This is a genomic window from Vogesella sp. XCS3, assembly GCF_020616155.1.
Lineage (GTDB): Bacteria > Pseudomonadota > Gammaproteobacteria > Burkholderiales > Chromobacteriaceae > Vogesella.
Window position 1 is genome coordinate 2,022,224 of the sequence record NZ_CP085530.1, and the last position, 24,884, is coordinate 2,047,107.

The 24,884-nt window shown below is 59.8% G+C and carries 24 protein-coding genes; 6 read left to right on the forward strand and 18 right to left on the reverse strand.

The features are described from left to right. Positions 1-3: 3 nt before the first annotated feature. The 8 genes from gspG to LCH97_RS09635 all read right to left on the reverse strand — a co-directional run bounded on the left by gspG (position 4) and on the right by LCH97_RS09635 (position 9,736). The gene (gene gspG, locus LCH97_RS09600) at positions 4-441 is read right to left on the reverse strand and encodes a type II secretion system major pseudopilin GspG (RefSeq protein WP_227301531.1); all 438 of its coding nucleotides are present in this window, start codon (positions 439-441) and stop codon (positions 4-6) included. Between the two features lie 70 nt (positions 442-511). Continuing rightward, positions 512-1,717 (reverse strand): type II secretion system inner membrane protein GspF, encoded by a 1,206-nt coding sequence (gspF, locus tag LCH97_RS09605; RefSeq protein ID WP_227301532.1) that lies wholly within the window; start codon positions 1,715-1,717, stop codon positions 512-514. A 1-nt stretch (position 1,718) separates the two neighbouring features. Further along, positions 1,719-3,173 (reverse strand): type II secretion system ATPase GspE, encoded by a 1,455-nt coding sequence (gspE, locus tag LCH97_RS09610; protein WP_227301533.1) that lies wholly within the window; start codon positions 3,171-3,173, stop codon positions 1,719-1,721. Next, complete coding sequence (gene gspD, locus LCH97_RS09615) at positions 3,170-5,236, reverse strand: type II secretion system secretin GspD (RefSeq protein ID WP_227301534.1); 2,067 nt, start codon at positions 5,234-5,236, stop codon at positions 3,170-3,172. Before gspD ends, gspE begins: the two co-directional genes overlap by 4 nt. Positions 5,237-5,354: 118 nt before the next feature. Continuing rightward, positions 5,355-5,939 (reverse strand): hypothetical protein, encoded by a 585-nt coding sequence (locus LCH97_RS09620; RefSeq protein WP_227301535.1) that lies wholly within the window; start codon positions 5,937-5,939, stop codon positions 5,355-5,357. A gap of 146 nt (positions 5,940-6,085) precedes the next feature. Then, positions 6,086-7,870 (reverse strand): acyl-CoA dehydrogenase C-terminal domain-containing protein, encoded by a 1,785-nt coding sequence (locus LCH97_RS09625; protein ID WP_227301536.1) that lies wholly within the window; start codon positions 7,868-7,870, stop codon positions 6,086-6,088. Between the two features lie 180 nt (positions 7,871-8,050). Further along, positions 8,051-8,983, reverse strand: coding sequence for an electron transfer flavoprotein subunit alpha/FixB family protein (locus LCH97_RS09630; protein WP_227301537.1), 933 nt, complete (start codon positions 8,981-8,983; stop codon positions 8,051-8,053). Between the two features lie 3 nt (positions 8,984-8,986). Beyond that, a complete protein-coding gene (locus LCH97_RS09635; protein ID WP_017508248.1) occupies positions 8,987-9,736 on the reverse strand; it encodes an electron transfer flavoprotein subunit beta/FixA family protein in 750 nt (249 codons plus the stop codon). Between the two features lie 303 nt (positions 9,737-10,039). Between LCH97_RS09635 and LCH97_RS09640 the strand changes: the two genes are divergently transcribed. Together LCH97_RS09640 and LCH97_RS09645 are read left to right on the forward strand one after the other, a co-directional pair. Beyond that, on the forward strand, positions 10,040-10,459 hold the full coding sequence (locus LCH97_RS09640; protein ID WP_227301538.1) for a MaoC family dehydratase: 420 nt from the start codon (positions 10,040-10,042) through the stop codon (positions 10,457-10,459). 1 nt (position 10,460) lies between these two features. After that, positions 10,461-10,919 carry a GNAT family N-acetyltransferase gene (locus LCH97_RS09645; RefSeq protein WP_227301539.1) on the forward strand — a complete coding sequence of 153 codons (459 nt, stop codon included), beginning with the start codon at positions 10,461-10,463 and terminating at the stop codon, positions 10,917-10,919. A 28-nt stretch (positions 10,920-10,947) separates the two neighbouring features. Here the strand turns inward: LCH97_RS09645 and queG are convergent, their stop codons facing one another. Beyond that, entirely contained in the window at positions 10,948-11,997 is a 1,050-nt protein-coding gene (gene queG, locus LCH97_RS09650) for a tRNA epoxyqueuosine(34) reductase QueG (protein ID WP_227301540.1), read from the reverse strand. Between the two features lie 37 nt (positions 11,998-12,034). Between queG and tsaE the strand changes: the two genes are divergently transcribed. Then, positions 12,035-12,526 (forward strand): tRNA (adenosine(37)-N6)-threonylcarbamoyltransferase complex ATPase subunit type 1 TsaE, encoded by a 492-nt coding sequence (gene tsaE, locus LCH97_RS09655; protein ID WP_227301541.1) that lies wholly within the window; start codon positions 12,035-12,037, stop codon positions 12,524-12,526. Further along, positions 12,487-13,725 carry an N-acetylmuramoyl-L-alanine amidase gene (locus tag LCH97_RS09660; protein WP_227301542.1) on the forward strand — a complete coding sequence of 413 codons (1,239 nt, stop codon included), beginning with the start codon at positions 12,487-12,489 and terminating at the stop codon, positions 13,723-13,725. The genes tsaE and LCH97_RS09660 overlap by 40 nt, the downstream gene beginning before the upstream one ends. Positions 13,726-13,800: 75 nt before the next feature. Here the strand turns inward: LCH97_RS09660 and yacG are convergent, their stop codons facing one another. From yacG to LCH97_RS09695, 7 genes are all read right to left on the reverse strand, one after another. Next, positions 13,801-13,986, reverse strand: coding sequence for a DNA gyrase inhibitor YacG (gene yacG, locus LCH97_RS09665; protein WP_081600596.1), 186 nt, complete (start codon positions 13,984-13,986; stop codon positions 13,801-13,803). Between the two features lie 2 nt (positions 13,987-13,988). Further along, a complete protein-coding gene (gene zapD / locus LCH97_RS09670) occupies positions 13,989-14,774 on the reverse strand; it encodes a cell division protein ZapD (RefSeq protein ID WP_227301543.1) in 786 nt (261 codons plus the stop codon). Continuing rightward, a complete protein-coding gene (gene coaE, locus LCH97_RS09675) occupies positions 14,771-15,388 on the reverse strand; it encodes a dephospho-CoA kinase (RefSeq protein ID WP_227301544.1) in 618 nt (205 codons plus the stop codon). Before coaE ends, zapD begins: the two co-directional genes overlap by 4 nt. Next, entirely contained in the window at positions 15,381-16,235 is an 855-nt protein-coding gene (locus LCH97_RS09680) for an A24 family peptidase (RefSeq protein WP_227301545.1), read from the reverse strand. The genes coaE and LCH97_RS09680 overlap by 8 nt, the downstream gene beginning before the upstream one ends. Further along, positions 16,235-17,455 carry a type II secretion system F family protein gene (locus LCH97_RS09685; protein WP_227301546.1) on the reverse strand — a complete coding sequence of 407 codons (1,221 nt, stop codon included), beginning with the start codon at positions 17,453-17,455 and terminating at the stop codon, positions 16,235-16,237. The genes LCH97_RS09680 and LCH97_RS09685 overlap by 1 nt, the downstream gene beginning before the upstream one ends. Before the next feature lie 18 nt (positions 17,456-17,473). Beyond that, positions 17,474-19,186, reverse strand: a complete 1,713-nt coding sequence (gene pilB, locus LCH97_RS09690) for a type IV-A pilus assembly ATPase PilB (RefSeq protein ID WP_370630685.1) — start codon at positions 19,184-19,186, stop codon at positions 17,474-17,476. Positions 19,187-19,336: 150 nt separating this feature from the next. Then, positions 19,337-20,314, reverse strand: a complete 978-nt coding sequence (locus tag LCH97_RS09695) for a porin (RefSeq protein ID WP_227301547.1) — start codon at positions 20,312-20,314, stop codon at positions 19,337-19,339. Between the two features lie 305 nt (positions 20,315-20,619). Here LCH97_RS09695 and LCH97_RS09700 point away from each other — a divergent pair, with 305 nt between their 5' ends. Continuing rightward, positions 20,620-22,026: a deoxyribodipyrimidine photo-lyase gene (locus LCH97_RS09700; RefSeq protein WP_227301548.1), complete on the forward strand. Its 1,407-nt coding sequence runs from the start codon at positions 20,620-20,622 to the stop codon at positions 22,024-22,026. A 103-nt stretch (positions 22,027-22,129) separates the two neighbouring features. Here LCH97_RS09700 and LCH97_RS09705 read toward each other — a convergent pair whose 3' ends face one another. Both LCH97_RS09705 and LCH97_RS09710 read right to left on the reverse strand, forming a co-directional pair. Further along, positions 22,130-22,516 (reverse strand): ComEA family DNA-binding protein, encoded by a 387-nt coding sequence (locus tag LCH97_RS09705; RefSeq protein ID WP_227301549.1) that lies wholly within the window; start codon positions 22,514-22,516, stop codon positions 22,130-22,132. 67 nt (positions 22,517-22,583) lie between these two features. Continuing rightward, on the reverse strand, positions 22,584-23,291 hold the full coding sequence (locus LCH97_RS09710; protein WP_227301550.1) for an inner membrane protein YpjD: 708 nt from the start codon (positions 23,289-23,291) through the stop codon (positions 22,584-22,586). A 214-nt stretch (positions 23,292-23,505) separates the two neighbouring features. On the opposite strand from LCH97_RS09710, the gene ffh reads away from it, so the two are divergent. Further along, positions 23,506-24,861 (forward strand): signal recognition particle protein, encoded by a 1,356-nt coding sequence (gene ffh / locus LCH97_RS09715; RefSeq protein WP_017508264.1) that lies wholly within the window; start codon positions 23,506-23,508, stop codon positions 24,859-24,861. Positions 24,862-24,884 lie beyond the last annotated feature (23 nt).

Genomic DNA, 24,884 nt, shown 5'->3' on the forward strand with positions numbered 1-24,884 from the left:
GGTTTACAGCGCCCAGGAGCCGATATCGGCATCGTTGCCTTCACCACCGGGCTCGCCGTCGGCGCCCAGGCTCCAGATATCCACCTCGCCATGGCTACCCGGCGCGGCGTACTGGTAAGGGTTGCCCCACGGGTCGTTGGGCAGGCGCTCCAGGTAGCCGCCGGGCTTCCAGTTTTTGGGTGCTGGGCCGCTAGCCGGCTTGCTCACCAGCGCTTGCAGGCCCTGCTCGGTGGTGGGGTAGCGCGTGTTATCCAGACGGTAGAGCTTGAGGCCCTGCAGCATGGCGCCGATGTCCTGCTTGGCGGCCACGATACGCGCCTCGTCCGGGCGGCTCATCACCTTGGGTACTACCAGTGCGGCCAGCACGCCGAGAATGACGATGACCACCATGATCTCGATCAGGGTGAAGCCGCGCTGGGCGGCGGGTTTGCGGTGTTTCATGCTTGCTCCTTGTATTGATTCATTACCCCGTAAGCGGGGGCCCGCGCACGGGCAGGCAGATGGCAGGCGCCTACCTCACCATCTGGTTCATGTCGATGATCGGCATCATGATGGCCATCACGATCAGCAGTACCAGCCCGCCCATCACCAGAATCAGTAGCGGCTCCATCAGCGTGGTGAAGGTCGCCAGCTTGCGCTCTACTTCCTGCTGCTGCTGGACGGCGGCGCGGTCCAGCATGTCGGCCAGGCGGCCGCTGGCTTCGCCGCTGCCGATCAGGTGGATCAGCACCGGCGGAAACTGGCGCGTACTGCCCAGCGCGCGCGACAGGGCCATGCCTTCGCGCACTTTGGCGGCGGTGTCGGCGATGGCGTCCTGCATGGGGATCAGGCTGACGATGCCGCGCGCGGTGTCCAGCGCCGTGAGCAGCGGCACGCCGGAGCCCACCAGAATCGACAGCGTGCTGGCCATGCGTGCGGTATTGAGCGCCTGCAGCAGGCGGCCGATGACCGGCAGGCGCAATAGTTGGCCGTGCCAGGCGTGGCGTAGCGCCGGCACCTGCAGCATGCGCCAGATGGCAGCGGCGGCGGCCACGATCAGCAGCAACAGCACCACACCCCAATCGCGCAGAAAGTGGCTACTGGCCACTAACATGCGCGTCAGCAGCGGCAGCGTCTGCTTGCTTTGCGCGAACACGCTCACCACCTGCGGCACCACGTAGGCCATCAGCCCGCCCACCACCAGCAGCGCCACCACGGTGACCACCGCCGGATAGGCCATGGCCAGCGCCACTTTCTGCTGCGTGTGCTGGCGCTGGTCCAGATAGTGCGCCAGCTTGGCCATGACCTGCCCCAGGTGGCCGGACTGCTCGCCGCCCTGTACCAGCGAGCGGTACAAGCTGTTGAATACGGCTGGCGCTCCGGCCAGCGCTTGCGCCAATGACTTGCCTTCCAGGATGTCGCTGCGTACCTGCGCCAGTACCGCACGGGTGCGCGGGTGCTCGCTTTGCTCGGCAATGGCGGCCAGCGCGCGCTCCAGCGGCAGACCCGCATCCAGCAACGTCGCCAGCTGCTGGGTGAACATCACCAGCTCGGCGCGCGGCAGGCCACGCGCCAGCACCGAGCTACCCTGGCGCGGTGCGGCCACGCTATCGAGCTCCAGCGGCAGCAGACCTCGCTCGCGCAGCTGGGCACGGGCGGCACGGGCGGAGTCGGCCTCCAGCAGGCCGCCGTGTTCCTTGCCGGCGGCGTCGAGGGCGGTGTACTTGAATGCGGCCAACTCAGCTCCTCGTCACGCGCAGGATTTCTTCCAGGCTGGTTTCGCCGCCGCGTACCCAGCGCAAGCCGTCGTCGCGCAGGCTGCGCATGCCGCACGACGCGGCATGCGCGCGCAGTTCGGCTTCGCTGGCGCGGTCGTGGATCAGCTTCTGCAGCGTGTCGTCCACTTGCAGCAGCTCGTACACGCCGTAACGGCCGCGATAACCGCTGTTGCTGCACGCCGGGCAGCCCACCGGGCGGTAATGCAGCACGCCCGGCGCACCGTCCAGCGGCAGCGGGTGCGGCTGCTTGCACTGCGGGCACAGGCGGCGTACCAGCCGCTGCGCCATCACGCCCAGCAGGCTGGACGCCAGCAGAAAAGGCTCCACGCCCATGTCGGTGAGGCGCGTAATGGCACTGGCGGCGTCGTTGGTGTGCAGCGTGGCCAGCACCAGGTGGCCGGTGAGCGAGGCTTGCACGGCGATCTGGGCGGTTTCCAGGTCGCGGATCTCACCGATCATCACCACGTCCGGGTCCTGGCGCAGGATGGCGCGCAGCGCCTTGGCAAAGCTCATGTCGATCTTGGCGTTGACCTGCGTCTGGCCGACGCCGTCCAGGTGGTACTCCACCGGGTCTTCCACCGTCATGATGTTGGTGTGGCGCGCATCCAGCCGCGACAGCGCGGCGTACAGCGTGGTGGTCTTGCCCGAGCCGGTGGGGCCGGTCACCAGCAAGATGCCGTGCGGCTGGCGGATCAGGCCGTCAACCTGCCCCAATGTGTCGGCGGCCATGCCCAGCGTGGCCAGGTCCAGCCGCGCGGCCTCTTTATCCAGCAGCCGCAGTACCACGCGCTCGCCGTGGCTGGTGGGCAGTGTGGACACGCGTACATCCACCGGGCGCCCCCCCAGCCGCAGCGAGATACGGCCATCTTGCGGCAGCCGCTTTTCGGCAATGTCCATACTGGCCATGATCTTCAGCCGCGACACCATGGCGGCGTGCAGCGCGCGGTGCGGCGTCACCACGTCGCGCAGCGTGCCGTCCAGCCGGAAACGCACCAGGCTGCGGTCTTCGAAGGCTTCGATATGGATGTCGGAGGCGCCGTCGCGCAGCGCCTGCGTCAGCAGCGCGTTGATCATGCGGATAATGGGCGCGTCGCCTTCGGACTCCAGCAGGTCTTCCACCTCGGGCAGCGAATCCACCATGGCGTTCAGGTCCAGGCTGTCGCCGATATCGTCCACCACACCCGCCGCGCCGTCGCTGCGGTTGGCGTACAGGCTGGACAGGCGGCGGTCCAGCTCGTCTGCGGCCAACGTTTCAAGGTGATCGGGCGCGCCGTGCAGGCGCAGTACTTCGCTGATGGCGCTGGCCGGGGTCTGGCTGTCGAGCAGCAGCACGCGGCCATCGGGGCCGTCTTCCAGCACGATGCGCTGGCTACGGGCAAAGGCAAAGCCCAGCACCGGGTGGCGGGCTACGCTCATGGTTTGGCCACGCGCTGGCTATCCGGCTGCGGCAGTTTGCCGCTTTGCTGCAGCTGCTGCAGCAGGCCGCCTGCCGGCGACGACTGGTAGGCGTCTGCGGCATTCAGCGGCAGCTTGCCGTCCTGTCGCTGGCGGTCGCCGATCACATAGTCGTAGCGGTCGCTGGCCAGGCCGCGCGCGCTGCCATCGTCACGCAGGATGGTGGGCTTGAGGAACACCATCAGGTTGGTTTTCTTGCGCTGCTTTTGCTGGTACTTGAACAGCCAGCCCAGGCCGGGAATATCGCCCAGCAACGGGACTTTGTTCTCGCCATCGCTGACCGCTTCCTGGATCAGGCCGCCAATCGCGACGATGCTGCCATCGTCCACGGTGACGGTGGTTTCGATGGCACGTTTATTGGTGGTGAGGCCGGCGGGGTTATTGCGGCTGGTTTCTTCTACCGACGACACTTCCTGCAGGATTTTCATCTTTACCAGGCCGCCTTCGGAAATCTGCGGTGTCAGCTTCAGCGTCAGGCCCACGTCCTTGCGTTCGTAGGTCTGGAAGGGCGACGATACACTGCTGTTATTGCCACCGGCAGTGCCGGTATTGCTGTAGCTGCCGGTGAGAAACGGCACGTTCTGGCCGATGACGATCTTGGCTTCTTCGTTATCCATGGTCATCAGGTTGGGCGTGGACAGCACATTGCCTTCGGCTTCTTTTTCCAGCGCACGCGCAAGCAAGCCCAGGTTCAGCACCTGGCCGATACCCGGGATGGTCACGGTGCCCTTGCTGATGCCCACTGTCAGGCCGCTACTGCCAGCCATCGCGCTGATGCCCGCAGCACCACCGGTCGCCACATTCAGGATGCCGGGGTTGCCCGTAGCCGGGAAATTGGTGCCGCCAATGACGCTGGTGCCGCCATTGCCCAGGCCGGACAACGACTGCCACTGCATGCCGACTTCCTGCGCCCGCTCGGCCGATACCTCCACCACCAGCGCCTCGACAAAGACCTGCGCGCGGCGGCGGTCCAGCATGTCGATCACATTGCGCAGGTTCTGGTACATGGCGTCCGGCACGTTCATGATCAGCGCATTGTTGGCCACGTCCGCCTGGATAGTGCTGCCCAGCGCGCCACCGTTACTGTCGGCCGCTTTGCTACTGCCTGCTGTGCCAGGAGCCTGGCCATTGGCTGGCGTGCTGGCAGCCGCGGCGGGGGCCGCCTCGCCGGACAGCAGGCTGCGCAGGGTTTGCGCTACCCGTGTGGCCTCGGCATTACGCAGGTACACCACACGCACATTGGCACCGGCCTGGCTAGGCTGATCCAGCAGGGTGAGCAGGTTTTTTACCTTGGCCAAGCGGCCACTAGTATCGGCGCGCACCAGCAGCACATTGCTGCGTGCGTCCGGCACGATGGTGATACGGCCGCCGTCGGCAGCGTTGGCCGCACCGGTACTGCCTTCCTGCAATAGCTTGTTCAGCTGGCTGGCCATTTCGATAGCCGAGGCGTATTTCACCGGCAGCACCACGCTATCGGCAGCGCTGGCACTTTCGATGCTGTCGATAATGGCTTCGATGCGGCGGATATTGTCTGCGTAGTCGGTAACCACCACGGCATTGGCCTGCGGCATGGCCGCCACGGTGTTGTTCGGGGAAATAATGGGGCGGATCACCGGCACCAGCTGGTTGGCGCTGCCGTGTCGCAGAATGAACACTTTGGTCATCAGGCGGTCGCCGTCACCCCGGCGGGCATTGCCTACCCGCGCGTGCAGCTTGGCGTCGGCCTCCGGCACAATCTTGATCACGCCGTCGCTTTCGACCGCGCTAAAGCCCTGCATGCGCAGGCTGGACAACAGAATCTGGTAAGACAGCTCGCGTGGTACCGGGCGCGCCGACACGATATTCACCGTGCCCTTTACCCGTGGGTCCAGCACGAAGTTCTTGCCGGAAATCTCGCCGATGGCTTTGACCACCGTATCGATATCCACATTGACGAAGTTCAGCATTACCGGCTCGTCGGGCGCGGCAAAAGCGTGGCAAGCAAATACCAGTGCCAAGGCACCGGCCAAACGGGCTATCTGCATGATTGTATCGATCTGCTTTTCTATTGTTCAGATACCGTGGCGTCTTGCACCACGCCTGCTACTGCGCCAGCGTAGCGCCAACGTAAAACCTCAATAAAAACACCCTGCCGCTTGCCGCTCAGTCCTTCTGGACTGGCGCGTCCCCTTGCGACAGCCCCGTCACGGCCGGAGCGACAGCGGGTGCCGGCATGACAGGCGGCACCGCCGGCGCACCAAACAGCTGCGGCTGCGACGGTGCCTGGCCTGGCAGCGCACTATCCGGCTGTACTTGCCGGCTTAGCACCACATTCAGCTCGCTACCATCCGGCTGGCGCAGTACAACCCCGCCCCCGTTTACCCGCAGCAACAACCAGCCACCGGGCGTTTTGTCACCGGCGCGCACGGCAATTTTCTGGCCATTTTCCAGCAAAATGGCGAAGTCCTGGCGCGAGCCCTGCCCCCCGCCGAGTACACCCAGCACCGTTACCGGCGGCGCCGCCTGGCTAGCCGTAGCGTCTTGCAGCACACCAAACCAGGACTGCTGCGCTACAGCACCGGCAGCGGCCAGCGGCTGCGGCGGTGCCAGCACGCGCATGCTTGGTGAAGCCGGCAGCAGCCCCAACAAGGTGGCAAACAGCCACCAGCAGGCAAACAGTGCCGCCAGCAGCGGCAGTAGCACTGGCAGGCGCGCAACCTGGCGCAAGGCACGTTGTGGCGTGGGCATAAACGGAATTTACCGAAAACAAACAAAGGTGGAAGAGTAATGAAGACAGCATGGATGGGCAAGTATCCTACACTGGCCGCATTGCCAGCATATGAAAAGCCCCCTTTCATTTGAAAGGGGGCTTCGCTTCAGCAAGGTCGTCCGGCTTAGAACAGCGCGGCATCCAATGCCAGTACGCTATCGGCGCCATTCACAATCGCGGCGGCCAGGCCACCGGTTTGCGGCAGCAGATGCTCGGCGTAGAAACGCGCGGTCACTTGCTTGGCGGCCAGGAAGTCGGCGTCGGCGCCTTCATCGCCCTGCTGCTCTTTGGCGATCAGCGCGGCGCGGCCCATCATCCAGCCACCCAGCGTGATGCCCATCAGCTTGAGGAACGGTACCGAACCGGCTGCGGCCAACGCGGGCTGGCTGCCGAATGTGCCAACAACGAAGTCCACGCAGCGTTCAGCATCTTTCGCGGAGGCTTCAAGGTTGGCCGCAATGCTGTCGAAACCGGCTGCTGCCAGCTTGGCCACGGTGCTGCGTACTTCTTCCAGCAGCCAGCGCGCGGTGGCACCGTTTTCACTGGCGGTCTTGCGGCCGATCAGGTCCAGCGCCTGGATGCCGGTAGTGCCTTCGTAGATGGCGGTAATGCGCGCGTCGCGGCAGTACTGCGCTACGCCGGTTTCCTCGATGTAGCCCATGCCACCGTGGATCTGCATGCCCAGGCTGGTGATCTCGTTGGCCTGCTCGGTGTTCCAGCCCTTCACGATAGGAATCAGGAAATTCACCAGCGCCTGGTTGCGAGCCACTTCACTGGCCACCGGGTGACGGGCGGCGCGGTCGAGCGCGGCGGCGGCGTAGAAAGCCAGCGCGCGTTGCGCCTCGATCTGCGCACGCATGGTCATCAACATGCGGCGTACATCAGGGTGCTGGATGATGGCCACACCAGCCGGGTCCGGGCTGCCCACGGCACGGCTTTGCACGCGGTCGCGCGCGTATTCCACCGCCTTCTGGTAAGCACGCTCGGATACCGCCATGCCTTCGATGCCTACGCCCAAGCGGGCGTGGTTCATCATGGTGAACATATAGCCCAGGCCCTTGTTGGCCTCGCCCACCAGATAGCCGATGGCGCCACCTTCGTCGCCAAAGCTCATCACAGCCGTAGGGCTGCCGTGGATGCCCAGCTTGTGCTCCAGCGATACGCAGCGCACGTCATTGCGCGCACCCAGGCTGCCGTCGGCATTCACCATGAACTTGGGCACGATAAATAGCGAGATGCCCTTCACGCCGGCCGGGGCGTCGGGCAGACGGGCCAGCACCAGGTGGACGATGTTGTCCGCCATGTCGTGCTCGCCCCAGGTAATGAAGATTTTCTGGCCGCTGATCTTGTAGCTGCCATCGCCTACCGGGATAGCCTTGCTGCGCACCTGCGCCAGGTCGGAGCCGGCTTGCGGCTCGGTCAGGTTCATGGTGCCGGTCCACTCGCCGGTGGACATGCGCGGCAGGTAGATGGCTTTGAGCTCGTCGGAGGCATGATGGTTGATCGCCTCGATGGCGCCCAGCGTCAGCATCGGCGCCAGAGAAAACGCTAGGTTGGCCGAACACCACATTTCTTCTGCGGCCAACGCTACCAGCGCCGGCAAGCCTTGCCCGCCAAACTCGGCCGGAGCACGCAAGCCCACCCAACCGGCTTCCACGTATTGCTGCCACGCTTCCTTGAAGCCTTCGGCGGCGGTAACGGTGAAATCCGGCGACCATTTGGCGCCTTTATCGCCCTGCTTGTTGATCGGCGCCAGTACGCCTTCGGCAAACTTGGCGCCCTCTTCCAGAATGGCGTCGACCAGCTCCACCGAGCAGTCTTCGTAGCCTGGCAGGCTGCACACGGCGGGCAGCTCGGCCAGCTCGTTCAGGGCAAAACGGATTTCCTTGGCGGGTGCCTTGTAGATCATAAAATTACTCCTCGATTAACTCGTCATCGTGCAAAAAAACCGGTCACCGATCCGGCTGATGGCAAGCCCACGCTGCGGGCAGCGTGCATTTCCCCAGACGAACCGGTAAACCGGCTTTCTTGTATGGCGTGGCACCGTAGCGCCACGCCTTGTTTTATTGATACTGCTTGGTACTGCGTCTTACTTGGACAGCTCGGCCATCAGCTCCGGTACCACGGTGAACAGGTCACCGACGATGCCGTAGTCGGCCACCTGGAAGATCGGCGCTTCTTCATCCTTGTTGATCGCTACGATCACTTTGGAATCTTTCATGCCGGCCAGGTGCTGGATGGCACCGGAAATGCCCACCGCTACGTACAGCTGCGGGGCGACGACTTTGCCGGTCTGGCCTACCTGGTAGTCGTTTGGCGCGTAGCCGGCATCGACTGCAGCGCGCGAGGCACCGACGGCTGCGCCCAGCTTGTCGGCCAGCGGCTCGATCACGGCTTTGAACTGCACATCGGAACCCAGCGCACGACCGCCGGATACGATGATCTTGGCGGCGCCCAGCTCAGGGCGGTCGGACTTGGTGAGCTCCTGGCTGACAAAAGACGACAGGGTCGCGTCTGCAGCGGCAGCGATGCTTTCCACGTTGGCCGCACCACCTTGTGCCGCCGCTTCAAAAGCAGTGGTACGCACGGTGATCACCTTGATGGCGTCGGCAGATTGCACAGTTGCCAGCACGTTACCGGCGTACACCGGGCGCACGAAGGTATCAGCAGACTCTACGGCGATGATGTCCGAGATCTGGGCTACGTCCAGCAGCGCGGCGACGCGCGGCAGCAGGTTCTTGCCGTAGGAGGTAGCCGGGGCCAGCACGTGGCTGTAAGCGGAAGCCAGGCCCACCACCAGCGGCGCCAGGTTTTCGGCCAGGCCATGCGCGTAGGCTGCGCTGTCGGCCAGCAGTACCTTGGCCACACCGGCAACGGCCTTGGCAGCGTCGGCAGCAGCGCCAGCGTTGTGGCCGGCCACCAGTACGTGTACCTCGCCCAGCTTGGCCGCGGCGGTAACGGTATTGAGGGTGCCTGCTTTCAGGCTCTGGTTGTCGTGTTCAGCGATAACGAGAATAGCCATGGCTTACAGCACCTTTGCGTCGTTTTTCAGTTTGGCTACCAGTTCGGCAGCATTGGCAACCTTGATACCGGCAGAGCGCTTGGCTGGCTCGGCCACTTTCAGGGTTTTCAGGCGCGGGGTCACGTCAACGCCCAGGTCGGCCGGGGTGGTTTTATCCAGCGGCTTTTTCTTGGCGGCCATGATGTTAGGCAGCTTGACGTAGCGCGGCTCGTTCAGGCGCAGGTCGGTAGTGACCACGGCTGGCAGGCGCAGCTTGATGGTTTCCAGGCCGCCATCCACTTCACGGGTAACGTCGATGGTTTCTGCAGCTACGTCCACCTTGGAAGCAAACGTACCCTGGCCCCAGCCCAGCAGGGCGGCGGCCATCTGGCCGGTCTGGTTGGCGTCGTCGTCGATAGCCTGTTTGCCCACGATCAGCAGCTGTGGCTGCTCTTTGTCGGCCACGGCTTTCAGCAGCTTGGCTACGGCCAAGGGCTGCAGCTCGGCGTCGGTTTCCACCAGAATGGCACGATCAGCACCCATGGCCAGCGCAGTACGCAGGGTTTCTTCACACTGCTTCACACCCATGGACACCACCACGATTTCGGAAACCTTGCCGGCTTCTTTCAGGCGCACAGCCTCTTCCACGGCGATTTCGTCAAACGGGTTCATCGACATCTTGACGTTGGCCACATCCACATCCGTGCCATCGGCCTTGACGCGCACTTTCACGTTGTAATCGACAACGCGTTTCACAGCGACTAGAGCTTTCATATTCCTCCAGCAGACTCTTCAGGTTTCAACGACTCGCCGACGCAGCAGCAGGCGCTTGTTCGTGCTAGCACCACACTTTAATCAAACGAGCGTTTAATTGGTAGACTGACGACAATAAAAATGCAGTACAACAGGGGTGTGCAGATATTACGCCATTTCCCCGTAATTTGCATTTGGGGCAAAGCGTGTCAGAATGCAGCGCAACATTGAGCATGTCATAAGCAGAAAAACAGGCAGGAACACCGCACAAGCAGTGCCGGCAGTGGGCTGGCGCTGTAAACAGCCGCCCGCAGAGGAGTTTTCATGACAGTTTATTTCGAAGACATCAAACTTGGCGACACCGCCGAGTACGCCAAAACCATTACGGAAGCCGACATTCTGATGTTCAGCGCGGTATCCGGTGACGACAACCCGGTGCACATCAACCAGGAGTACGCCGAAGGCTCGATGTTCCAGACCCGCATCGCCCACGGCATGCTCACTGCCAGCCTGATCTCCACCGTAGTCGGCACCCGCTTGCCGGGTAACGGCACCATTTACCTGTCGCAATCCACCCGTTTCAAAGCGCCCGTAAAAATCGGCGAAACCGTGACGGCCCGCGTGACCGTGACCGAGCTGGATCCGGCGAAAAAACGCGTGAAGTTTGCTACCGTCTGCCTGGTAAAAGGCAAAGCCATTCTGGAAGGCGAATCGCTGGTGATCGCCCCGTCGCGCGAAGCCTGACATGGGTAGCCTGCAGCTTATCCCGCTGACAGATGACACGGGCCAGATCATCGAGCCCGAGCTGCTGCAACGCGCAGCCGCGCTACACAGGCAGCTGCGCCCGATGTTGCCGGAAGATAGCGCGGCCTATCTGGCCAAGATGCAGCGCGTCTGCCGCTACGGCGCACGCCTGGTACTGGCATGCAACGAGCAGGGCCAGCCTGTGGGACTGGCGCTATACCGCCTGTACGAAAACACCTACGAAGACCTGCGGCTGTATGTCGACGACCTAGTCACCGACGAAGCAGCCCGCTCGCAAGGCGTGGGCAGCCAGTTGATTGCCTGGTGCGAGGCGCACGCCCGCGCAGCCGGCTGCGGCTATATCGTGCTGGACTCTGGCACCTGGCGTACCCAGGCGCACAAGCTGTACTTCCGTCTGGGCTTTGTGATTTCCTCGTTCCACTTCACCAAAGCCCTGTAATACCCAGGTTGGCCGCGTGCGGCCAACCTTATCCCGCCGCGGCCTTGCTGTGTTGCTGCTGCAGCGCCCACTGTACCGACTCGCGCAATACCTCATCCTCCGCCTGGCACTGCTGTTGCAGCGCGGCAACAATGTCTATGGCGTACGGGGCATTCCCCAGCGCAATGGCAATATTGGACAGCCACTTACTGTACCCGATGCGATAAATCGGGCTACCGGCCATGCGCTGCTGGAAATCCTGCTCGCGCCAGGCAAACAGCGCCAGCAAACTGATAGCGTCCAGGCCATGGCGTACGGCAAAGTCAGCCTCGGCTGTCGGCACAGCAAAGCGGTTCCAAGGGCATACCAGCTGGCAATCGTCACAGCCATAAATGCGGTTGCCAATGAGCGGGCGAAGCGGCTCGGGGATGGCCCCTTTGAGCTCGATGGTGAGGTAAGAAATACAGCGCCGCGCGTCCACGGTATACGGTGCCACAATCGCCCCGGTGGGGCAGGCGTCCAGACAGCGGGTACAGCTGCCGCAGTGCCCTTCCTCCGCGGGATCTTCCGGCAGAGGCAAATTGGTCAGGATTTCGCCCAGGAAAAACAGCGAACCCTGCTTTTTGTTAAGTAGCAGGGTGTGCTTGCCGCGCCAACCCTGCCCGGCTTGCGCCGCCAGGGCCACCTCGGCTAGCGGAGCACTATCGGTAAACACACGAAACTGGTGCTCGGGCACGGCCGCACTGATCTGCTCGGCCAGCTTTTGCAGCCGGTTGCGCAGCACTTTGTGATAGTCACGCCCCAAGGCGTAGCGTGATATGTAAGCCTGATCTGGCTGCTGCAGTACCACCTCGGCATCGGCTGCGCTTTGCGGCCAGTAGTGCATACGCAAGCTGATCACACGCAGCGTACCCGGCACCAGCTCGGCTGGGCGCACCCGCAGTGCACCATGACGTGCCATGTAGTCCATCTCGCCGTGATAAGCTGCGGCCAACCAGCTGGCAAGGCGCTGCTCGGCCTCGGGTGGCAACGCCGCCTGCGTGATGCGTGCCTCGGCAAAGCCCAGGCCCTGCGCCCACTGCTTGATTTGGCTGGCCAAATGGCGATAATTCTCGTTTTTACAGGATATTCCACTCATGGCAACGGATGATACCAGTGTCAGCGCCGGCTACCTTGCCGATGAAGCCGCGACTTTGCAGCTGGGTAGTCAGCTGGCCAGCGCTTTGCAAGGCGGGCTGCAACTACAGCTGGATGGCAACCTCGGCGCGGGCAAAACCACGTTCACGCGCGGCCTGTTGCAGGGCCTGGGCTACAGCGGGCGGGTAAAAAGCCCGACCTATACCTTGGTAGAGAGCTATCCGCTACCCACGCTCACTTTGCACCATTTCGACCTGTACCGTTTTAATGACCCGGAAGAATGGTACGACGCCGGCTTTGCCGACTACTTTGCCAACGATACCGTCTGCGTTATCGAATGGCCTGACAAAGCCGCGGGAGTATTGCCCCAGCCCGATCTGGTACTGAAACTTAGTGTAGATGGCGATGGTCGCAACTATCGCCTTCATGCCCACAGTGAAACAGGACACGTATGTCTCAAGCGCTTCATGACGCACTGCGCCGCAAGCTGATCGGCGCGGCTGCGGCCACTTTTCTGCTCACAGTCAGCCGTGCGGGCCTGGCCGCCAGCAGCCAGATCGTTGCCGTACGGGTGTGGCCGTCATCCACCTATACCCGCCTGACTATCGAAGCCGGTAGCGAGATCCGCTACAAGCACTTTGCCTTGGCCAACCCGAACCGTCTGGTGATCGACCTGGAAGACGTGCAGCTCACCGGTGTACTGCAAGAAATCAGCGGCCAGATTCAGTCCGCAGACCCGTTTATCCGTACCGCACGCGCCGGCCAGTTCAATAGCAACACCGTGCGTCTGGTACTGGATCTGCGCAACGAAGTGAAGCCGCAAATTTTCTCGCTCAAACCGGTAGGCGAATACCAGCATCGCCTGGTAGTAGACCTGTACCCGGCCAACGCGCAGCAGGACGACCCGCTATTGGCACTGCTGCAGGACTACAACAAAGGCCAACTGGACAACAACGCCCCACGCGGTAATAAAGGTAAAACCGACCCGGCACGCCCGGTGGTCATCATGATCGACCCTGGCCACGGTGGCGAAGACCCTGGTGCGGTAGGCCCCAGCGGTACGCGCGAAAAAGACGTAGTGCTGCGTATTAGCCGCCAGCTGAAAAAGCTGGTGGACGCCGAAAAGAATATGAAGGCCTATCTGACGCGCGACGAAGACGTATTCCTGCCGCTGGGCGTACGCGTGGCCAAAGCGCGCAAAATCGGTGCAGACCTGTTTATCTCGGTACACGCTGATGCAGTAGATAACCGCACCGCACGTGGCTCGTCGGTGTTTGCACTGTCCGAAAACGGCGCTACCAGTACCATGGCGCGCCTGCTGGCCAAAACGCAGAACGACGCCGACATGATTGGCGGGGTCAAGATTGCCGGCAAGGACAAGTACCTGGCGCACACCCTGTTCGACCTGACCCAGACGGCCACCATCAACGACAGCCTGAAGCTGGGCAAAGCCGTACTGGGCAAAATGGGCGGCCTGAACAAGCTGCACAAGGAAAAAGTAGAGCAAGCCGGTTTCGCGGTACTGAAAGCGCCGGATATTCCGTCCATCCTGGTGGAAACCGCCTTCATCAGCCACCCGGAAGAAGAGCGCAAGCTGGTCGACCCCGCATTCCAGCAAGATATGGCCGAGGCCATCATGTCGGGCGTGCGCACCTACTTTGCCCAAGGCGCGGTGATTGCACGTACCTGAAGGTTGGCCGCAGCCGGCCTGCCATGAAAAAAGCGCTGCCTTGGCAGCGCTTTTTACTTAACGGCGTCCCGCAGCTTAGAGCGAGTCCAGTTCTTTCATCGGGTCATCGCCAGACACTGGCACGCGGTACTCTTCGTTGGCCCACTGGCCCAGATCGATCAAACGACAGCGTTCACTGCAAAAAGGGCGGTACGGGCTTTGCGGCCCCCACGGCACTGCTGCCTTGCACTGCGGGCAGGCGACGGTACGTGTTGTTGTCATGGTCAGAACTTGCAATAGGTCAGAGAGAAATCCACGTCATCCTCTACCTGGCGCGAGCGTACTTCGCCGGTAGCCGCGTGGATAAAGCGTACATTGATGGCGTATTTGTTGGCAGAGACTTCCGGCACGATCTGCAAGCTACTGTCGAAACCGACACGAATCAGCTGCACGACCTTGCCACCGGACATCTGCTGAAAAGCGCCACGCCGCGCGGTGTACTGGTGGGTTTTACCGCTATCACGCAGCAATTTCAGCAGGATGTTGGCCGCCCAGGCAGTGGGCATCAGCGGCGCAGCCCAGCGCTGCAGGTCGGCCCTGCGCTGCTCGCTATCGTGCTGTAGCCACAGGTGATACGACGGCAAATCATACTGGCAGGTACCACCCGGAATCACCGAGCGCTGTTTGATAGCCATCAGCCATTCATTCTCGCGCAGGTGCTGGCCAAACTTGCCGGTGATATCCAGCAGGCTCGCCATGGTGCGCTCGATTTCCTCCTGCTGTGACTCCAGCGCGTCCTGCTGTACTACCGGGTTGTCGCGTAGCGACTCCAGGTTCAGCTTTTGACGCTCCAGCTCTTGCAGCAAGTCGGACTTCAATTCGGTACGCCCGGCGGCTTCCAGTACCTCGAACAGCGACATCAGCGCAGCATGGTGCGAATAGCTCTCCTGCTGGGCAATGAAAAACACCAGACGCTGGTATACCTGCTCCAGTCGAAGCAAAGTACGAGTACGTTCTACTAGGGGAAACTCGAAACTGGTCACAGCAGCTGTCCGTTGATTAGATGTCATGCCGGATCGGCAATGCCAAAGCAGGCTAGATAATAACGGTGTTTGGCAGCAACTAGAAGCGCCAGCGCTGCCAGATCGCCATCATTAGGCAAAACATCATCCGCCAGTGACAAACGCTGCTCACGGCTCATCTGCGCAGCAATGATGGCGCGTACCTGCTCCTCTGCCATGCCGTTACGCGCCATTACCCGCTCAATCTGCGTGGCGGGGGCGCAATCCACGAGCAAACTACGCGAGATGACCTGTTGGTAACGCTGGCTTTCAAACAGCAAAGGCACCGCCAACAAGCAATAAGGCGCGGATAGCGCCGCCAGTTGGCGCAGGCTCTCCGCATGAATCATCGGGTGCAGAATACCCTCCAGCACCTGCCGCTGTGCTGGCTCGGCAAATACCAGCGCCCGCATCGCCGCGCGGTCCATCGCACCATCGGCCTGCTGCATGCCGGCGCCGAACGCCGCAACAATCGCCGGCATGGCCGCGCCACCCGGCGCGGTCAACGCATGGGCAACGGTATCGGTATCCACACAGGGGATACCATAGCCCGCAAAAAGCTTGGCTACGGCACTCTTGCCGCAACCTATGCCGCCGGTCAGCCCCACGACCGGGCTAGGCACCGGTATACCAAGCCACAATCGGCTTGCCCCAGACAAACGCAATCATGCCCGCCGCGGCCAGATAGGGGCCAAACGGCATCGCCTGGCCACGATCGTGGCAGCGTAAAGCCACCATCAGCAAGCCAACCACAGCGCCTACCAGCGAAGAGAGCAGCACCACTAGCGGCAGCATGCTCCAACCCAGCCAGGCACCCAATGCGGCCAACAGCTTGAAGTCGCCATAGCCCATGCCCTCTTTACCGGTAGCCAGCTTGAACAGCCAGTAAATGCTCCACAGGGTCAGATACCCTGCCATGGCACCGACCACCGCATCAGCCAAAGGAACCGTGACGCCAAGCAGGCTAAACAGTAGACCAGCCCACAGCAGTAGTAGCGTCAGGTCATCGGGTAGCAATTGTGTCTTGGCATCGATCAGCGCCAGCGCCAGCAGCAGCATGCTGAAAAAACATGCGGCCAACCATGGCCAGCCCAGCCCCAGCTGCGCGGCAAAAGCAGCAAATGCCACACCGGCGACCAGCTCTACCAGCGGGTAGCGCCACGCAATGGCGCCACCACAGCTGGCACAACGCCCGCGCTGCCACAGATAGCTGAGCACCGGGATGTTTTGCCAGGCCCGGATAGGAGCATGGCAGTGCACACAAGCGGATGGGGGGTAAAAAAGATTGTAGTTGGCCGCAGGCTGCGGCTCCTGCCCCTGCAACACCGCACACTCTTGCTGCCACTGCTGCTCCAGCATCAATGGCAAGCGGTGTATCAGCACATTCAGAAAGCTGCCCACCAGCAAACCCAACACCAGCGCGAAACCGACCTGCCACGCTGCGGGCAATAACATCAATTCGTCCAGCATTAGCCCACCACCTGACCCATCTTGAAGATCGGCATATACATTGCCACCACCAGGCCACCAATCAGCACACCCAGAATCACCATGATCATCGGCTCCAGCAGGCTGGAAAGTGCGGCGACGGCGTTATCGACTTCTTCTTCGTAGAAGTCCGCCACTTTGTCCAGCATGTCATCCAGCGCGCCGGATTCCTCGCCGATCGCCGTCATCTGCAGCACCATATTGGGGAACAGATTACTGCGCTGCATGGAAAAGTTCAGCGTGGAGCCGGCACTGACATCGGCCTGGATAATCTTGGTTGCGTCAGCATAGACCTGGTTGCCCGCAGCGCCAGCCACCGAGTCTAGCGCCTCGACCAAAGGCACACCGGCGGTAAACAGCGTAGACAAGGTCCGTGACCAGCGGGCAATCGTGGCCTTTCGTACGATGTCGCCAATAATCGGTACACGCAGCAGCAAGCGGTCCGCACCTACCTGCATGGCGGGCGAACGCTTGTACACCGTCACCAGCCCCCAGATAGTGCCGCCGATACCACCAAAAATCAGCCACCAATACTCGACAAACAAATCAGACAGCCAGATCACCAGCTGGGTAGGCCCTGGTAAGTCGGCACCAAAACTGGAGAACAGTTCTTTAAACGCGGGGATAACATAGATCAGGATCACCGCCGTGATTACAAAGGCAGTAACGATAATTGCCGACGGGTAAATCATCGCCGACTTGATCTTGCCCTTGATCGCGATGATCTTTTCCTTGTAAGTCGCCAGCTTGTCCAGCAGCGAATCCAGCACACCGCCGGTTTCACCGGCCGCGATCAGATTGCAAAACAGGCTGTCGAAATACACCGGATATTTGCGAAAGGCATCAGCCAGGTTGCTACCGGTTTCCACCTCGGAACGCACATCCAGCAGGATTTTGGTAAAGGCCGCATTGCTATGGCCTTTGGCACTGATGTCAAACGCCTGCAACAGCGGCACGCCCGCTTTCATCATGGTGGCCAGTTGCCGCGTAAACAGCGCCACGTCCCGCTCAGTAATGCGCTTGCCAAAACCAGCACGCTTCTTGCTGACCTTGGTGGCGTTGATGCCTTGGCGGCGTAGCTGTGCCTTGGCCACCGTCTCGGACTCGGCACGAATCTCGCCACGGATGATCTTGCCTGTCTTGTCCTTACCCTCCCAGTTCCAGATCGCCGAGGAGGGCTTCTTCAGTGCAGCTTCCGCCATAATGCCGGGTTACTTTCTTTATTCGTTGGTAACGGCTTCAATTTCGGTCAACGAGGTAACGCCCCGCTTTACCTTCAACAAACCAGAGTGACGCAGATCCACCATGCCCTCTTTCTTGGCAAGGTCGGCAATGTCTATCGCGTTACCGTCCGACATGATCAAACGCACCATGGCATCAGTAATAGGCATTACCTCATAAATACCGGTACGGCCTTTATAGCCGGAACCACGGCATTCGTCGCACCCCACCGGGCCATAAGGCTGCCAGCTACCGTCCAGTTCTTCTTCGGCAAAGCCAGCACGCAGTAGCGCCTCATGCGGGATATCCACCGGCTTTTTGCAGTGGTTACACAGCTTGCGCGCCAGACGCTGCGCCATGATCAGCAGCACCGAGCTGGCAATGTTGAACGGTGCTACGCCCATATTCAACAAACGGGTCAGCGTCGCTGGTGCATTATTGGTGTGCAGCGTAGAAAACACCATGTGGCCGGTCTGGGCTGCCTTGATAGAAATATCCGCGGTCTCGAAGTCGCGAATCTCACCCACCATGATCACGTCCGGATCCTGACGCAGAAACGAACGCAAAGCCGAGGCAAACGTCAGGCCCGCACGCTCGTTGACGTTAACCTGGTTGATGCCCGGCAAGTTGATTTCCACCGGGTCTTCCGCGGTAGAAATATTGGTATCCGGTTTATTCAGGATATTCAGGCAGGTGTACAAGGAAACCGTTTTACCGCTACCGGTGGGCCCGGTTACCAGCACCATGCCATACGGCCGCTCAATGGCTCGTAGTAACAGTGCCTTCTGGCTGGGTTCAAACCCTAGTTGTTCGATATCCAGCGAGGCGGCAGACGCATCCAGGATACGCATCACGATTTTCTCGCCATATAGCGTAGGTAGCGTGCTGACCCGGAAGTCCACAGCCTTGGTACTGGATATTTTCAGTTTCAGGCGGCCATCCTGCGGCACACGCTTTTCCGAGATATCCATGCGCGAGACCACCTTGATTCGCGAGGCAATCTTTTCTTTGATCGATAATGGTGGCTGCACAATCTCTTTCAGATTGCCATCGATACGGTAGCGCACGCGGTAAAAGCGCTCGTACGGTTCGAAATGGATATCCGAGGCACCACCATTAATCGCATCCAGCAGGATCTTGTTTACAAACTTCACCACCGGCGCATCATCTACATCCGGCATGCCATCCGGTACCGCCTCGGTATCCGGGTCGGCGATTTCCAGCTCGCCAAACTCGTCCGCCGCCATACTGTTAAATGCGGCAACGGCGGCATTCTCGCTGTAGCGGCCAACCAGCTTGCCTAGCTTGTCGTCCTCGACCACCACCACATCTACAGTCAGACCAGTCTTGAAGGTAATGGCGTGAAACGCCGCAGTTTGTGTCGGATCAGACGTCCCGACAAACAAGCGCGTACCACGTTTATACAATGGCAATAAGCGCTTACCCGCCACCAATTCGTCGTCCACCACGCCTTTGGGGAGGCTGTCACTACTGACCGTAGACAAGTCCAGCAAAGGTAAACCAAACATGCTGCAGGCAAACTTGGCAATCGCCAGCGGCGTAAGCTTTTTGCTCAGCACCAATTGCTCTACGAATGAAATGCCAGATGCCTGGGCCTGACGCTGGATGCTTTCTGCGTCTTGCACCAACAGATGTTCGCTTTGCACCAAAGCACGACCGAGACCGGAAATCGAAGCAGCGTCCATAGACATCAGTACTTGAAAGTGAGTTAAGCCGATTATACGACCGAAGCCGTCAGGTATCAGCAAGCATTGTGTACTTTACTGCAAAGCCATGCCTTGTTCTGCAATAAAAAAAGGCTGCCGAAGCAGCCTTTTTGCATACTAATCGAAAAGATTCGATTAGAAGCTGTGTACCAGGTAAACAGCGGCAGTACGCTTCTTGTCGTTTTTGCCAGTTACAGTCTCGGACTGCTTCTGGAACTCAACGCCAGCGTTGGTGCGCTTGGACAGAGCGTAGTCTACGCTAGCCGAGAACACGTTGAAGCCGTCTTTCTGGGAAACGCCACCTTTTTTGCTGTCGTTCTGTTTCCAGTAGCCGACCATCGGAGTAACAGCACCCATTGCGTAGGTAGCGCTGATACCGTAGCCACGTTTTTTGGTCTGGTTTACGCCAGTGTTTGCTTTGGCATCGCCGTAACCGAAGTTCAGGCCAACATCACCCAGGGAAGCCTGAGCGGTGAACTGGTTGGTTTTGTCGGTAACACCAGCAACAGTACCGTTCTTTTTGGAAGTACCGGAGTAAATCAGGGTCACAGGACCAGCAGCGTAGCTAATGCCCAGGCCGCTGGAGTAGGAAGTGGCGTTAGCAGCAACAGCTTGGCCGGAACCTTCTTTCAGCTGTTGGGAGATCGCTACTTTCAGACCAGCAACTTCAGCGGAGTCAAAGCGGATGGAGTGAGCCAGACGTGCTTCGCCATCTTTGTAGGAACCGTCGCCGTGCAGACCGATTACGGTGAACACATCAGCGTTACCGGAGAAACCGGAGTTGGTTGGGTTGCTTACGTTACCGAAGCGAACTTGACCGAAGGAGCCTTTAACACCAACGAAAGTGTCACGACCGCCCCAGGCGTTGGTTTTTTCGTCGTAAGCAGGGTCGATACGGTTAGCAACTTGCCATACAGCTTTCAGGCCGTTACCCAGATCTTCGGAACCAGCGAACTTCACTTCACCGGCAGCGCGGTTCATGTCGTTAACGGAGCCAGCGGAACCAGTTTTGGTGTTTTGGATACCAACGCCAACAACGCCGGAGATAGTAACGTCAGCCATTGCAACAGCCGGCAGAGCAGCCAGAGTAGCCAGTACGATCAGCTTCTTCATGTGTGTTCCTTTCGAGGTCATGTACACTGCCCGATGAGTAGCCGGCACGTTTTGTGGGTGCCGGGCGGGCTGTCTTGACCACCGGTTAACCGGCGGTATCTGGACTGGAATATAAATGCACCGTTGCAAAAAAACAAAGCTTTAGTGCGGTTTTTTTGGTCACTGCAGTTTGTATACAACCAGAAAATACAAGGCAAGGCATTGTTTATTAAGGAAAAAGACTATTTTTCAACAGTTGTACACTAGCAACAGAAAACATGCCTACCACGCTAGCTGTTGCGTTTGCCACACAAGACCAATCAAACATGACTCTATCGAAATCACTAATCTGGTTCCGGCGCGACTTGCGCCTGGCCGATAATGCCGCGCTGTTCGAAGCCTGTACTCACGCTGACATGGTGTATGGCGTGTTTGTCTTTGACAGCACAATACTGGCACAGCTGCCGAGTGACGATGCGCGGCTGGGCTTTATCCACCACGCCGTTAACGAGCTCAAGCAGGCACTGCAAGCCCGCGGTGGCGACCTTCTGGTTTTGCACGGGGATCCCGCCACCCTAATCCCTGCTCAAGCGCACGCCCTAGGTTGCCAATCCGTATACGCGAATCGTGATTACGAGCCCTACGCCCGCAGCAGGGATGCACAAGTCGCCAGCCAGCTGGCGCAGCTCGGCAGTACATTGGTTTTGTGTAAGGATCAGGTCATTGTTGAGTGCGACGAGCTGCTCACCGGGCAAAACAAACCCTACACGGTGTTTACACCGTATATGCGCGCCTGGCGGAAACGCTTCCACGCCGGTTTAGTGCAACCTTACCCGGATACAGGAAAAGCATGCTGGGGCAAGCCTGACGCGGCCATCTCACCCATGCCCATGCTGGATGAATTAGGATTCGGCCCGTCATCGATCACCCCAGCGGCCAACCCCGGGCGTGATGCCGGGCTGGACTTGCTGACTCGCTTTACCCGCAAACTGCCGCATTACCATACCCTGCGCGACTTTCCTGGCGAACCCGGCGTATCCGGCCTGTCTGTTCACCTACGTTTTGGCACCGTATCGGTAAGAGAAGCCGTAGCCCTCGCCATTTCACAAGAAAACGAAGGCGCCAGCTGCTGGCTCAACGAACTGATCTGGCGCGAGTTCTACCAGCAATTGCTATGGCACTTTCCGCATGCGGCAACGGAAAGCTTCAAGCCTGCGTATCAGTCGCTGCAGTTTCCAGGGGAGCGCAGCTGGTTCGAAGCCTGGTGTGAAGGACGCACCGGCTACCCTATCGTGGATGCGGCAATGTGCCAGCTGAACCAGACCGGCTACATGCACAACCGACTACGCATGATTGTGGCCAGTTTTCTGGTGAAGGACTTGCTGATTGACTGGCGCTGGGGCGAGGCCTATTTTGCCGCCAAACTAATGGACTTTGATCTTGCGGCCAACAATGGTGGCTGGCAGTGGGCGGCCTCTACAGGCTGTGATGCGCAGCCTTACTTCCGTATCTTCAACCCGGTAAGCCAATCGGAAAAGTTTGACCCGGAAGGGAAGTTCATCCGGCGCTATCTGCCCCAGTTGGCCGCACTGGATAACAAGCAAATCCATGCCCCCTGGCTGGCCAAGCAGCTTCCCTTGGGCTTTATCCTGGGCGAAACATATCCGGAGCCCATCGTTGACCACGCCGTGCAACGGGAACGGGCACTGGCGCTGTTTGGCAAGCAAGATTAGCCATGGGCCTGCGCCAATCCATACACCTGAAACACGCTGCAGACTGGCTTATCGCATGAAAAAGCCCGGCATACGCCGGGCTATGTGCAGGACAGGTGTCTGCTTAGGGTTTTTTGGCGGCAGCAGGCGTAGCAGCATTTGCTGCAGCCTTGGCAGGTTTAGCTGCTTGCTGTGCCGTGGCGGGTGCTGCAGTGCTTGTTGCACCTTTGGCTGCGACTTTAGCTGCCGCAGCATTCGTGCTACCACTCACGGCCAGATCAGCTTTGAGCTTTTCTACCGTTTTCTCGCCGATGCCTGGCACATTCACCAGATCCGCCTGGCTTTTGAAAGGTCCATTTTTGGCTCGGTAGTCAATAATGGCCTTGGCTTTTACCGGGCCAATACCCTTCAGGGTTTCCAGCTCTTGCTGAGTCGCCGTGTTGATGTTCACCGCGGCCAGGGCGGCTACCGACATCAGCATGGCAAACAGGCCAATAATCCATTTCTTCATAACTACTCCTTATAGAAAGATGTGATTACGGCACAGATGCCTGCCGCTGACTCAATATGCCAAAAGCTCAATAGCGATGTAAAACAAACTCCAGCACTATCTTGCTACCGATATAGCCAAAAAGTAACAGTGCAAAACCCGCCAGCGTCCAGCGTATGGCCAAGCGGCCGCGCCAGCCATGCATCTTGCGGCCAACCAGCAAGCTGCCGAATACCAACCAGGATAAAAAGCCGAAAATGACTTTGTGGCTCAGCGGCACCGCACGACCAAACACCTCTTCAGCAAAAAACACACCGCTGGCCAGACTGCATGTCAGCAAGATAAAGCCCGTGCCCAGGGTCTGGAACATCAGGTTTTCCAGCACCAGCAACGGCGGCATCTGCCGGGCCAGGGCAAACCGCCGGTGATGCAAGGCGCCCTCCTGCACCAGCATCAGGACAGCCAGCATGGCACCGATCGCGAACAGACTGTACGCCAGCAGAGAGACGAGCAAATGCAGCATGAACGCCAGGTTATCGATGGCATACAACGTGTGGGGAATGGGCAAAACTTCTGCCATCAGGAGGCCTATGGCGGCTAAAGGCACCAAAAATATCTGCAAACCTTCCATACGGGCAAAGTAGCTGCCGGTCCAGAAAATCAGCAGCATGATCCAGCTCAGCAGGGACAGCACCGAACCAACCCCCAGACGGACGCCGCCATCGTGCAGCACCGGCATAGCCAGAATGGCGGCGTGCATTAGCAGGAGTATGCCCAGCAAGGAATGCTCGCTCACCGGCTGGCGCTGCCAGGAAGCCGCACCGCGCCAGTGCGCCAGGAAATGCCAGGACAGCCCCATATAACCGCAGGCCAGCAGAATTAGCAAAATGAAGAGGAATCCGCTCATGGAATGTGGGAGCTCAACGAACCGGAACCGGGTCGTGGTAAAATGAACGATTGCAGAAGTCTACACCAAGCCGAGAGCGCTTGGCAGACCATAAGGATATCCCATGCTTGACAACCTTACCTCACGCCTCACCAGTGCGCTGAAAACCTTGCGCGGTCAGGCACGGATCTCGGAAACGAATATACAGGATGCCCTGCGCGAAGTGCGCATGGCGCTGCTGGAGGCCGATGTCGCCCTGCCGGTGGTAAAAACCTTCATCAGCCAGGTGAAAGAACGGGCCCTAGGCCAAGAGGTTCTGGGCAGCCTGACCCCAAGCCAGGCGCTGATCGGCGTGGTGAATGAAGAGCTGGTCAAGCTGATGGGCGAGAAAAACGACGCCCTGAACCTGGCCGCCGTACCACCCGCCATTATCCTGATGGCCGGCCTGCAGGGCGCCGGTAAAACCACCACCGTCGGCAAGCTGTCCAAACTGCTGAAAGACACCCAGAAGAAAAAGATTCTGGTGGTGTCTGCCGACGTGTACCGCCCTGCTGCCATCGAGCAGCTGAAAACCCTGGCTGAACAAGTTGGGGTGGAGTGGTTCCCGTCTGCCGGCGACCAAAAACCGCTGGCCATTGCCCAGGCGGCGCTGGACTACGCCAAACGCCATTTCTTTGACGTGCTGATGGTGGATACCGCCGGCCGCTTGGCCATTGACGAAGCCATGATGGCTGAAATCAAGGAGCTGCACGCTTTCCTGAAACCGGTAGAAACCCTGTTTGTGGTAGATGCCATGCAGGGCCAGGATGCTGTCAACACGGCCCAGGCTTTCAACGAAGCGCTGCCACTGACCGGCGTAGTGCTGACCAAGATGGACGGCGACTCGCGCGGTGGTGCCGCGCTGTCGGTGCGTCATATCACGGGCAAACCGATCAAGTTTATCGGTGTAGGCGAGAAAATCAGCGGCCTGGAGCCCTTCCACCCAGACCGTCTGGCTAGCCGCATTCTGGGCATGGGCGATGTGCTATCGCTGATTGAAGACGTGCAAAAAGGCATAGACCAGGACGAAGCCGCCAAAATGGCGAAAAAGCTGAAATCCGGCAAAGGCTTCGACCTGGAAGACTTCAAGGCCCAGATGCAGCAAATGAAGAAAATGGGCGGCATGACCAGCCTGCTGGAAAAAATGCCAGGTGAAATCGGCCAGCTCGCCAAGGGCGTGCAGGGTGCCGAGGCTGAAAAATCCATGCGCCGCATCGAGGGCATCATCAACTCGATGACCATGGAAGAGCGCCGCAAGCCCGAGCTGATCAAAGCCAGCCGCAAACGCCGTATTGCCAACGGTTCCGGCGTGTCGGTACAAGAAGTAAACCGCTTGCTGGCCCAGTTCGAACAGACACAGAAAATGATGAAAGCCTTTTCCTCCAAAGGCGGCATCATGAAACTGATGAAGGGCATGAAAGGCATGCTACCTGGCATGTAATTGTGAGCAACGGGCGTCGTGTA